Genomic DNA, 12,081 nt, shown 5'->3' on the forward strand with positions numbered 1-12,081 from the left:
CGGTGCCGCATCTTATCTGGAATGGATTTGCGGCGGCAATCAGCCGAACGTCGTCGTGCCGAGCCTGTCGTCCACCGGCTCGGCGATCGCCGCAAGCGTATCGGCCGCCGGTGCGGGGCGCCCGAAGAAATAGCCCTGCCCCGTACGGCACCCCGCAAGGCGCAGCAGCCAGGCCTGATCGACGCTTTCGATGCCCTCGGCCACGACCTCTTTGCCCAGCGAGTCCGACAGCATGAGCACCGCGCGAACGATTGCTGTGGCTTCGGGATCGTCGGGAAGTCCGCGAACGAAGCTTTGGTCGATTTTAAGGGTATCGACCGGCAGCCGCCCCAGATAGCTCAGCGACGAATAGCCGGTGCCGAAATCGTCGAGCGCGATCTTTACCCCGTCCCCGCGCAGCGTGTTGAGCTTGTCGATGACGTGTCCGGTTTCGGTCACCAGAAGCCCTTCGGTGATCTCGATATCGAGACGTTCGGGCGCCAGTCCGGAGCTTGTCAACGCGTCGCGGACGTCGGCAACGATATCGCCGTACTCGAACTGCATCGGTGAGACGTTGACCGAGAGCCGCACGGGGTGCGCCCAGCCCGCGACCTCCGCACATGCGGTCTTGAGCACCCAGCGGCCCAGGTCGATGATCAACCCCGTCTCCTCGGCGGCCGGAATGAACTCGCCGGGCGAAACGTTGCCAAGCTGCGGATGCGTCCAGCGCACCAGCGCCTCGACCCCTACGACCGCGCTGGTATCGAGGTCGACCTGGGTCTGGTAGTGGACCGAGAACTCGCCCCGCGCGAGCGCGGCACGAAGCGCGACTTCCATGTCCTGCTTATGGCGGATGCGCTCGGTCATTTCGCGCGCGAAGGGCACGACGGCATCGCCATGACGGTCGGCTGCCGCCGAGAGCGCCATGCTCGCATGCCGGATGATGGTATCCGGGTCAAAGCCCGACAGCTCCGAATCCGTCATGCCGACACTCGCTCCGACGATGGCGTGGTGCCCGGCCATCGCATAGGGCCTTGAAACCTGCGCGATGATCTCTTCGGCGAAGTCTTGCGCGCCTTCGGGCAAAAGACCCTCGCGCAGCACCGCGAAATTATTGCCCTCGAGCCGCGCCACTGTCGCGGCTCCCGCCAGTTGCAGCCGCGCGACGACCTGCTGAAGCAGGCGATTGCCATAGCCGTACCCCAGCGTATCGTTGACGATCTTGAGCCGGTCGATCCCGATGAGGAACACCGTGACACCGCGCTTGCGGTAGTCCGGCGTGGAGAGCATGTCCGTCAGCGTTTCCACGAAGGCGATACGCGAAAGCGCGCCCGTCTGCGGATCGTGCCGCGCCAGATAGTTGAGCCGCTCTTCGGAATGCCGGCGCTCGGTGACGTCGCGGAAGGTCAGGCACGCGACACGCCCGGAGCCGGCGCCGTTGACCTCGTCCGAAACCGCCTCGGACGTTGTCACCACATACTCGATGATGCGCTCGTCGCCGGCGCGCGGCGTAATCCTGATTTCGGCGGCCTCTTCGACCGTCTTGCTGCGGTTGAGCGCGTCGCTGAGCGCGGCGACGAAGGCGTTGGGCAAGGTGGCTTCGATCGGCTTGCCGATCAGTTCGCTTTCCATCATCTCGCACGCGAACCGGCTGGCAGCGCGGATGCGGTGACGGTGATCGACCACGACCACGCCGTCGAAATTGTCCGCCACGACGCGCGCAAGAATGCCGCGCATGGAATCGCGCTCCTGCGCGGCGCTCATAGTCGAGAGCCCGCGCGCCTCGAGTTCGCGAACGAGCGCGATCACGAGCATGCCCGCAAGGGCCACATGCACGGCAGCGGTATCGAGGACGATGCCCGAATGAATCTGTAGCGCCAGGGCGAGCAGTTCGAGCACCACCGCACAGCCCACGCACCCGAGGACGAGGGGCACCAACGGTATCCGCGCACAACCGAAAAGGAACGCAAGGACGACGGCCACGATAAGCCCGATCTGGGCCCAGATGCCAAGCTCGACGAGCGGCCGCCCCTGCTTGAGCGTTTCCGCGGCAAGGATCTGCACAAGGCTCCCCGAAACCACACCGAAGCGCGGAACGAGGACCGATTGCTGCAGCGTGGCCCCGCTCAACCCGACAAGAACCTGCTTGCCGGCCAGTCTGCCGACATCCGCGCGCCCCGTAAGTACGTCCCTGACCTCAATGACCGGGATCGTCGCGGCGTCGATCGAAAAGTCGATAGCGAAGCGCTCCTGATCCGGCAAGCTGCCCGGATTGAGCGCCGCGGCCAGCGAGGGTACGAACTTGCCATTGATAATCGTGCCGTTCCGATAGTGGCGCACCCGGCCATCGGCTTCCGGATAGACGGACGTGGTGACCGGAGGAGCGACGGCCGAGAACCGGTTGAGAGGCAACTGAAAACTCAGGGACTCGTCGCTCTGTCCGGCGACCGGCATCGCGTAGGCAACGGTTCTGACCTTACCCGCCCCGCGTGCGAGTGCGTCGGCAAGCAGGTCGTCGCCGGAGAGCCCGGTCGCTCCGCCCAGCCGCGTCTCCACAACGATATCGGTCGCACCCGCGCCCAGCGCAATGTCGACGACGCTGGCATACATACCCCGTACCGCCGATGCGCTCTGGAGCTGCATGATATCGGCTGGATCGACGTCTATGAGGACGATCTCGCCGCTCGCGGGTCTGCTGCCGGCCGCAAACCGCAGGTTCCGAAGCGCTTCGTCGATGAGCTGAAACGTCCCCAGAGCCGCTCCGCCCACGGCGAAAATGCAAACTGCAATGATCGCGAGCAGATGCCGAGACTGCGTCACCGGTTCCCCCAAACCGTTCGCGCAGTACAGCCGGCCCCTCCAGCCCGATACCGCACCACACAATATTCACCGGCCCGGATCTCGCCTCAACGGATCACCGGGCGTTTCCGCAGCGCGCCAGGAATATGCAGAAAAGCCAATGCTTTGGCACATCCTTGCCGCACAGCGCGGGCACGACTGTTTCACGGCTTGTTTAACGAAAAACAAAAATGGGGGCGCCGGCGACGCGGCGCACCCAACTTTGACTAATGGGAGGTTGATAGCTCAGCGATTTTTGCGGTTTTCGATCAGGTCGTCCACAACGCTCGGATCGGCCAGCGTCGAGGTGTCCCCCAGCGATCCGTAATCGTCCTCGGCGACCTTGCGCAGGATACGCCGCATGATCTTGCCCGAGCGTGTCTTGGGTAACCCCGGAGCGAACTGGATATGGTCCGGTGACGCGATCGGCCCGATTTCCTTGCGCACCCAGTTCCGCAACTCCCTCGCGAGGTCGTCCGAGCCGTCTTCCCCCGCCATCAGCGTCACATAGCAGTAAATGCCCTGCCCCTTGATGTCGTGCGGGAACCCGACCACGGCGGCTTCCGAAACCTTGGGATGCGCGACAAGCGCGCTCTCGACTTCCGCCGTCCCCAGCCGGTGGCCGGAAACGTTGAGCACGTCGTCCACCCGGCCGGTGATCCAGTAATATCCGTCGGCGTCCCGCCGGCAGCCGTCACCCGAAAAGTAATAGCCCCTGTACTGCTGGAAATAGGTATCCCTGAACCGTTCATGGTCGCCATAGACCGTGCGCATCTGCCCAGGCCAGCTGTCAGCGATGGCAAGGACGCCCGCCGCCTCGGTCTCGCTGATCTCCCTGCCGCTTTCAGGATCGAGCACAACCGGCTTGACCCCGAAGAACGGCTTGCTCGCCGACCCGGGCTTCAGTGGCGTCGCCCCGGGGAGCGGCGTAATCATGAACCCGCCGGTTTCGGTTTGCCACCACGTATCGACAATGCCGCAACGCCCGCGGCCCACCTGCTCATGATACCACCGCCAGGCCTCGGGATTGATCGGCTCGCCGACCGTCCCCAGAAGCCGCAGGCTGGAAAGGTCGGCGCCCTCGACGAACTGGTTGCCCGCGCCCATGAGCGCGCGGATTGCGGTCGGCGCTGTATAGTAGATGTTGACCTTGTGCTTATCGACAACCTGCCAGTGCCGGGAGGCATCCGGCCAGGTCGGCACGCCCTCGAACATAAGAGTCGTCGCGCCATTGGCGAGCGGGCCGTAGACGATGTAGCTGTGCCCGGTCACCCATCCGACATCCGCCGTGCACCAATAGACCTCGCCGTCGCGATAATCGAAGGTGAGCTGGTGGGTCAAAGAGACGTAAACCAGATACCCGCCTGAAGTGTGAAGCACCCCCTTGGGTTTGCCCGTCGAACCCGAGGTATAGAGGATAAAAAGCGGGTCCTCAGCATTCATCGGCTCGGGCTCGCAGAACGGTTCGACGCCCGCCGCCGCCTCGTGCCACCAGACGTCGCGCGCGCCCTCCATGGGAACGGAATTACCCGTATTCTCAACAACGAGCACCTTCTCGACACCCGGACAGTCCTTGAGCGCAGTATCCACATTGGCCTTTAAAGGCACCGTCTTGCCGCCGCGCCGGCCCTCGTCCGCCGTAATCACCACGGCGCTGTCGCAGTCGTTGATCCGGCCCGCCAGCGCATCGGGCGAAAACCCGCCGAAGACCACCGAATGAATCGCCCCGATCCGCGCGCAGGCGAGCATCGCATATGCCGCCTCGGGGATCATAGGCATATAGATCGTCACCCGGTCCCCTTTCTTGACGCCGAGCGATTTGAACACGTTGGCCATGCGGCACACGCGCTCATGGAGCTGGTTGTATGTGATGTGCTGGACTGCGCCGTTCGGATCGTCCGGTTCGAAAATGATCGCCGTCTGCTCGCCACGCGTTGCCAGATGCCGGTCGATGCAATTGGCCGAGACGTTCAGAACCCCGTCCTCGAACCATTTGATCGAGATGTTGTCGTAATCGAACGAGGTGTTCTTGACCGAGGTAAAAGGTTTGATCCAGTCGAGCCGCTTGCCCTGCTCGCCCCAGAACCCCTCGGGATCCGCGAGCGAGCGGGCATACATCTGCTCGTACTGCTCGGCCGTGGTGTAGGTCCGCGCGATCGCGTCGGTGGACGGGGCGTAGATGGCCTCCGAACTCATGGCTGGCTCCTCCTGAACTTGCTTCGATCTTCTTAACCCGGCACACGAAGCGCCATCAAGGCACACATGTGCCGCGCCCGCATGCCACGGCTCCCACCGCGCCGGGCATGTCGAAAAGCGGGCATCGGGCGGCAAGGTGACGCTTTTTAAAGGCCGCCCGCGATATCTTCGTCCCCCCGGGACGCTTGGAGAAAAAGGCAAATGGCAGATTTCTCGCACCGCGCGGCAACCTCCGCCGACATCGGTCTGATTCACCGCGAGTTGATGGATCTCATCGACTCGATGCCCTACTACAACGAGCGCTTCAAGACCCACGAGAAAGCGCGGTTCGACAAGCGATTCCTGCGCACCCTGCTCGCCATCGACCCGTGGCACATCCTGATACTCGAGGTCGACAACGCGCCCGGAGGCTTCTCGATTTCCGGTCCCGACTGCGGCACCATCTTCCAGTACTGGTCCTGCGTCTTTCCGGCCCACCGCAAGACCATGCTCGGCATGTACGGCATGCGCGCCTTCATCGAGCACTGGGACAACTCCCGCTTCCACAAAGCCTCGACCTATGTGCGCACGGACAACAAGATCGCGCTGAGGCTCCTCGAGCGCTACGACTACGAATGTGTCGCCGTTCTCGAACAGCACATTTTCGGGCAGGACTATTGCGTCATGGAACGCAAGTTCACCAAAGCGACCGGGGACTACGACCGGGGCGTCTGGCTACCCTTCGGCGAGCGCATCAAAATTCGCCTCCAGGACCTGTTCGACCGCTAGCACGCTTCCGGCATCTAAGCTGGCAAGGCCCTGAAACGCGCGAAGATCGAGACGTCCACGCCGGTCCGCCGCCACGCCGTGGCCCACAGCGCCGCCGACCAGAGCGTGATTGCGATGAAGGCTGAAATCGCCGCGCCCGACAGGCCGTAAGGCGGCACCAGCAATGCGTTGCCCGCAACCAGTGCGACGAGCCCCAGCCCCACGGCCGGCAGACTATCGAACGGCTTGTCGCGCATCGAGAGCACCATCGAGGCGGGCCCGAACGCGGCCCGCACCACAAGCGCCAGGCACAAGATGCTCATCGGCCACGCACCCGCCACAAACTCCTCGCCGAACAACAGCAACAGATAACGTCCGAACAGCGCGACGCCGACGAAAAGCGCGCCTGAAAGCAGGATCGCGACGATGTTGGCCTCGCTCAGCCGGCGCGAGAGCGCCTCGGCGTCTTTTTTACTTTCCGCCTCGAACATCTCGGGCAGGGTCATGGCATAGACGGCGACGACGCCGAACGACACGAGCGCGAAGATGCGCGTACTCACCCCGAATATCGCCAGCTCCGCCCGCGGCAGCAATTCGGCCAGCATCAGAAGATTGATGTCGAAAAAATAATCGGCAGCCAGTGTGATCAGCACCCATGGCGCGGCGAAGCGCCACCAGCGCCGGGAGGGCGCCGGGGCGTATTCGTCCGAAACCGGCACCTGCCGCACCGCACGATAAAGCAGGAAGAAATGCCCCAATTCCAGCGCAAGGAGCGAGAGCGCAAACAGCCACAGCATCGCGTTGAGGTCCGCCCGGCCGGCGGTCAACGCAATGATGGCGAAGCTCGTGATCACCAGCGCCGGGCGCAGGACCATGTCGGGCAGGTAGCCCATCAGCGGACGCTTGAGCCCCACAAGTGCGGTCGTATTGACGAAGGTAAACGCGGTTCCCATCGCAATGAGCGCGGTCGGCACCCACAGCGCCAGAAGGTGTTCGCCCGTCTCGCCCATGAAATAGGTCACCGGCCAACCCAGTGCCGTGATCGCGGTTCCCACGATCCCCACATGCGCGAACGAGCGCGTCAGGAACCGCCGCAGGTTGCGCCCGTCGCCCTTGGCGCCGTATTCGGCCGCGAAATAGGTGCCGACCGTCTGGAACCCCAGCGGCATGACCACGGCCAGGAGGTTGGCAGCCGCGATGGCCAGAAGATAGTCGCCCAGTGCCTCCGCGCCCCAGGCCCGGGCGATGGCGGCCTGAACGAGGAATATGAACCCGGCCCCGCCGACCCGCAGGCCGAACATGATAACCGAGCGCGATGCCAGTCTTTTACCGATGGACATTCGTTTTTCAGGCCCTGCGCAGGCGGCGCATCAGCGCCAACCGTGCGGCATTGATGGAATCGCGCGTGCGCGTCGCCTTCGAGCGCGCCTCGTATGCGAGCGTTCCGAAAAGGCGCGCCCGCATGGACGTGGCGTAGTTGGCCACCGGCGGCAGGTCCGCCATGTAACCCGCGCTGCCTACCATGCCGCTCTTGAACTGGTGCAGCCCCTGAAACCCGTCGGTGCCGCCAAGATCGTAGAGCTTGGCCCGCGTGTTGTCGCGCAGCCAGCGGATGATGTTCCAGTGCAGAAAATAGCCCGCCCGCAGATCGAGCGCCGCGTCGTTGGTCGCGCCGTAAAGGTAGGTTGCCGTATCCCCGGCGGTGAAAATCATCGCGCCGGCCACCGTCTCGCCCTCATGCGTGACAAAAAACATCTCCGGCCGCGCCGTGCCATCGGGCATCGCCATCAGCGCATCGACGGAATCGATCGCCGAATAGTCGGGAAACTGCTTGCGGTCGCTCATGGCCTTGTAAAGCACCATGAAGCGCTCGAGTTCATCCGCCCCCCCCTCCTCGAAGCCGAGCCCGGCCTTGAACGATTTGCGCAGGTGGTAGCGCCATTTCTGCGCGAACGCAGCAAGCCGGGCGTCGTCGTCCAGCCGGACGTCGACCACATAGCGCTTGGGAAATTTCACCCCCACGCCCGGGGTGAATCCGCGCGCCAGCAGCGCCGCAAGCCGGGCATTGTCGTCGGTCGGTTCGACCTTGGGCATGATCGACACCATCATCCCGCGTTTGTCCGCATATTCGGCGATGAGCGCCTCGACCATCCCGTCCATGACCGTATCGGCATCGGGCCGCGTATTGTCGGCGAGGAAGGGTCCCCACTTGACGAGCGCGATCGTCGCAAGGCCGAGCGGCAACCGCTGCAGCATGACGAGCGCACCGCCCACCGGCCCGTTCTCGTGGGAAAACAACACCGGCTCGAGCGTCAGCCCCGGCCAGCGCGTGCTGGCATAGGCATAAAGCTGCTCCTGGCAGACCCCGTCGAAGTCCGCGATCGCCCTATCCCATGCCTCCGGCCCCAGCAGCGTCTTGCGCAACGCCGGCGTTGCCGCACCACGCGCGGCATCACGCCCACCGCTTCGCGCGTTAGCCCCCACGGGCAGCGAATTGGCTGAAAGACTCATGATCGTGTGCGTCCCGTCATTGATCGGTACGCGGACCATACGCCAGCCGGCCTTCCCAAAAGTTTTCGCGTAAGGGACAATTTTTCCGATGGTGAACGGGACGTTACGACGGCAGCTTGAATGCCCTTTTTCGGCGCTGTGCGGCGGCGTCTCCCGGCGCTCCCGGTAGACCCGAACAGGTTCCGGCCACAGATCGATCGCCCGCACAACCCGGATAAGCTATGCCCACTTATCCGGGTTGCATACGATCCGCGCGCGACCGGCTACTGCCCGGTCGAAACGAGCGCCAGTTCCGCGTCGGTGGTCAGCACGGTCCACCAGCGATGGGCCTCCTGGCCCGCGTCATATCCGACCAGGGGCGCGCTTTCGCAGGTTTCGCTCCGGGCCGGGGGGCTCTGGATATAGGCCGCGTCAAAAGCGCCCTCGATTACGCACTGGTTCGGGGCCAGGGCCTGCCAGCCGTCATCTCCCCGCATGCCGAGAGTCAGGCCGGCTACGTCACCGCCTTGCGAGGCGGTGAACTGAACCGCGTAGGCATCCGAAACCGCGTTTGAAATATCCCAGGATTTGGTTGCCCCTTGCGGCAGAACGACGGGCGCTTTGGGTTCGCCGTCCGTTTGGGACATCGGCAGTCCTGCATCGGTTTCGATGTCTTTTTGCACGCCATAGCCGTCCTGATAGGTTCCGGTCTGGTTCTGCGTACCGCTGATGATGACGATGTCGCTGGCCGTCCCGGCTTCGGCGGGAAGCCAACTCGTGGTCACGTGCTCTTTGAGATCGATCGTGGTTGCGGGAACGATCAACTCGTCGGCCTCGGGATCGAGGACGACGCGCTGGGCGCTGTTGAGGTTGGGGCTCCACCGCTCATGGACCTGGAACAGCCACTGATAGGACAGGCGCATCAGGTCGTTCAGCGATTCCGCGCGGCTCAGGCCGGGCGTATAACCCATGGTGCGGGTGGTGGAGTCGGTGCGGTTGAACGTGTCGTTGACCCCGCCGACCAAGCTGACGCGGCTGCCGTCGTCGGCCAGGCAATCGGCGGTTTCGTAGCGCGGGTTCAGCACGAGAACCGGCCGCGTCTCGGGCAGCATCGAATTGGGATAGACAATGGTTTCGCACCGGTTGGTGGTGCGCGAGAACGCGTCCATCAGGACCCAATCGGCATCGAAATCCTCCGCCGGATCGTTGCTGGTGGCCGTATGTTCGGCAAGATAAGACGCGTAGTCGACCCTGTCCCCGGTAAAGGTCAGAAGCGAGGCATTGACGTCGAGATAGGGGACGCCCTCTTGCAGGGTTGCGTTGCGGTGGGCGACCACGGCCTGCACCAGATCGCGTTCGCCATAGCGGTATTCATAGCCCTTGTACGACGCATTGCCGATGATGATCTGGGTAAACACATTCATGCGGTAATTGCCGGTGGCGGGGGTGGACCCCGAGGGCATGGTCTGAAGAATGGTCGTGTCGGAGATCACCGAGCGCTGATACTGATGCTCATGGCCGGAAACGAAAATGACGTCGTGATCGGCAAAGAAGCTACGGATATCTTGCTGGACGCCGAAAACCCAATCGTCGTCCTTCGTGCCGTCGACGATCTGCTCGCGCGTCTGGCCATACTTGGCGCCGATAAGGCTGTCATGGCTCGCGACCACGATATGGTCCGTCTCCGATCCCACGGTCTCGATCGTCTGTTTGATCCAATCGAAAGCGATGGGGAGATTGTAGTAGGAGATGCCGAAAATCAGCACATTGTCGCGCACGACGTAGTAATTCACCCATTCATAGCCCGGCATGTGAACGGCATCCGCGGGTATGAAGTCGCTCATATACGACACCCAGTCCTGCATGGTGGCATAGCTGGTTTCGTGATTGCCCATAATGGGCAGGAATTCGATGCCCTGGTCCCGATACTCGGCAGCCAGCTGCGTCCATTCCTCAAATTCGACCGGAGAGCCATGATCGGTCATGTCGCCCACATGGATGATCGTGTCTGCGCCATTGGCCGCGAGCTGCGCGAGGACTTCTTCCATCGGGTGCAGCGAAACGTGCGCCTGCCCCTGTTCGTCGGTGCCACCCTGCGTGTCGGGCAGAAGGCCGAGCACAAAGGAATCCGGTCCGGCCTGGGCGAACACGGCCTGCGTAAACGCGCCGCCGAAAAGCGCAAGCAGCAGCGTAGCGCCCGCAGCGAGCGCCGGTTGACGTTTTTTCATCTGGGAGGACCCTTCCGCGTTGTCGTATGCGACGACGCACTAGGTCCACTCGATTGCAGTTTAATGTCGGCTCTATGATAGTTTGATGGAGCGCGCGTCCCGATTCATACAGTGGCGCTGCGCATACCGGTCTGGGCAAACCGAGGTGGCATGTCCAACGGAAAACCCGCATAAAGCGCTGAAATCGGAGGAAAGGTTTTGGTGGGTGTACAAGGACTCGAACCTTGGACCCGCTGATTAAGAGTCAGCTGCTCTACCAACTGAGCTATACACCCAAACACAACGAGCGGCGCGCGGGGCACGCCGCTGAGGTGGCGCTTCTCTAGCAAACGCGTTCCGGCCTGTCCACTCCCCTTTTCCGTGAAAATGATCAGGCCGGAGACTTATTGCGGCAAGGGGTTCTCGACGGTACCTAAAAGCGCCATGTCGCCCCAGACCTGCTCGAGCCGCGCGTCGCGGCGGCAGCCGATGCGGTAGGCGTTGTAGCGGTCCGGGTTGTTCGCGGCGAAATCCTGGTGATAATCCTCGGCGGCATAGAACGTCGCCGCCGGCAGGATTTCCGTCGCGATTTCGTAGCCCGATTGTGCGGCCAGCGCGGCCTTGCTCGCCTCGGCGATCTGCCGCTGCTCGTCGGTGAGCGCGAAGATCGCGGGCAGGTAGTTGTCGCCCCGGTCGCAGAATTGCCCCGCGCCGTCGGTGGGGTCGGTCGAATACCAGTAGATCGTCAAAAGCGTCTCGTAGTCGATCACGTCCGGGTCGTAGGTGATCTCGACAACCTCGTAATGCCCGGTGTCCGAATAGATCACGTCGTTGTAGCTGGGGTTTTCGACATGCCCGCCGGCAAACCCGGAGACCGCGTTGGTGACCCCCTCGACCTTCTCGAAGTTCGATTCGACACTCCAGAAACACCCTCCGGCAAAAAGCGCCGTCGCCCCCATCGCCTGCCCCGACATCATGCTGGCCGCGACGACGCACGCGCCAACGGCAATCTTCCGGTTCATCGGTTTCTCCTCTTTGAAAGCCGGTTCACATTCGAACGCCGCCGGTCTCACCCGCAAGTCAATCCGGCGTGAGCGCGGCGCTCCTACCGCCCAATACGGGTGCCGCCCCGCACGTGTTACGCCCGCGCAGGTCACGAAGCCATGAGGCAAGCGTGAGCGCCGCGATTGCACGCGCGTCCTGGCCGCCGTAAGCTCCGGGTCCAGCTTTGGACCGGGAGGCTCATCCGATGAGCATGGGTGCGTTTTCGCTCAGCCTCAATGTCAGGAATATTGAAACGTCCTTCGCCTTCTACCGGAAGCTCGGCTTCCGCCAGCTGGGCGGCAGGATCGAGGACAAATGGCTCATCCTCACCAACGGCGACACCGTCATCGGCCTGTTCGAGGGGATGTTCGAAAAGAACATGCTCATCTTCACCCCCGGCTGGGACAAGGAGGGCAGGAACGTCGATCCGTTCGAGGATGTCCGCGATATCCAGAAACGCTTGAAGGCCCAGGGTATCGCACTCGATGCCGAAGCGGACCCCGGCACCAGCGGCCCGGCCCACGTCATGCTGACCGATCCGGACGGCAACCCGATCCTCATCGATCAGCACAGGTAGGCC

8 protein-coding genes and 1 tRNA gene are annotated in these 12,081 nt (G+C 63.2%); 2 read left to right on the forward strand and 7 right to left on the reverse strand.

Annotated features, from left to right (window positions below):
- Nucleotides 1-39 precede the first annotated feature (39 nt).
- Together LSG43_RS09125 and acs are read right to left on the reverse strand one after the other, a co-directional pair.
- Nucleotides 40-2,799 (reverse strand): EAL domain-containing protein, encoded by a 2,760-nt coding sequence (locus LSG43_RS09125; protein WP_231803339.1) that lies wholly within the window; start codon nucleotides 2,797-2,799, stop codon nucleotides 40-42.
- A gap of 264 nt (nucleotides 2,800-3,063) precedes the next feature.
- Nucleotides 3,064-5,013: an acetate--CoA ligase gene (acs, locus tag LSG43_RS09130; protein WP_231803341.1), complete on the reverse strand. Its 1,950-nt coding sequence runs from the start codon at nucleotides 5,011-5,013 to the stop codon at nucleotides 3,064-3,066.
- Between the two features lie 201 nt (nucleotides 5,014-5,214).
- On the opposite strand from acs, the gene LSG43_RS09135 reads away from it, so the two are divergent.
- Complete coding sequence (locus tag LSG43_RS09135) at nucleotides 5,215-5,781, forward strand: hypothetical protein (protein ID WP_231803343.1); 567 nt, start codon at nucleotides 5,215-5,217, stop codon at nucleotides 5,779-5,781.
- Nucleotides 5,782-5,795: 14 nt separating this feature from the next.
- Here LSG43_RS09135 and LSG43_RS09140 read toward each other — a convergent pair whose 3' ends face one another.
- The 5 genes from LSG43_RS09140 to msrA form a co-directional block, all read right to left on the reverse strand.
- A complete protein-coding gene (locus tag LSG43_RS09140; RefSeq protein ID WP_231803345.1) occupies nucleotides 5,796-7,100 on the reverse strand; it encodes a lipopolysaccharide biosynthesis protein in 1,305 nt (434 codons plus the stop codon).
- Between the two features lie 7 nt (nucleotides 7,101-7,107).
- Complete coding sequence (locus tag LSG43_RS09145) at nucleotides 7,108-8,271, reverse strand: lipid II:glycine glycyltransferase FemX (protein ID WP_231803346.1); 1,164 nt, start codon at nucleotides 8,269-8,271, stop codon at nucleotides 7,108-7,110.
- Nucleotides 8,272-8,534: 263 nt separating this feature from the next.
- Nucleotides 8,535-10,478: a metallophosphoesterase family protein gene (locus tag LSG43_RS09150; protein WP_231803348.1), complete on the reverse strand. Its 1,944-nt coding sequence runs from the start codon at nucleotides 10,476-10,478 to the stop codon at nucleotides 8,535-8,537.
- Nucleotides 10,479-10,677: 199 nt separating this feature from the next.
- A tRNA-Lys gene (locus tag LSG43_RS09155) sits at nucleotides 10,678-10,753 on the reverse strand.
- Nucleotides 10,754-10,861: 108 nt separating this feature from the next.
- The gene (msrA, locus tag LSG43_RS09160; RefSeq protein WP_231803350.1) at nucleotides 10,862-11,479 is read right to left on the reverse strand and encodes a peptide-methionine (S)-S-oxide reductase MsrA; all 618 of its coding nucleotides are present in this window, start codon (nucleotides 11,477-11,479) and stop codon (nucleotides 10,862-10,864) included.
- A gap of 227 nt (nucleotides 11,480-11,706) precedes the next feature.
- Here msrA and LSG43_RS09165 point away from each other — a divergent pair, with 227 nt between their 5' ends.
- On the forward strand, nucleotides 11,707-12,078 hold the full coding sequence (locus LSG43_RS09165) for a VOC family protein (RefSeq protein ID WP_231803352.1): 372 nt from the start codon (nucleotides 11,707-11,709) through the stop codon (nucleotides 12,076-12,078).
- Nucleotides 12,079-12,081: the final 3 nt, after the last annotated feature.

It is taken from the genome of Pelagibacterium xiamenense (assembly GCF_021166475.1).
In the GTDB taxonomy this organism is placed as follows: Bacteria; Pseudomonadota; Alphaproteobacteria; order Rhizobiales; family Devosiaceae; genus Pelagibacterium; species Pelagibacterium xiamenense.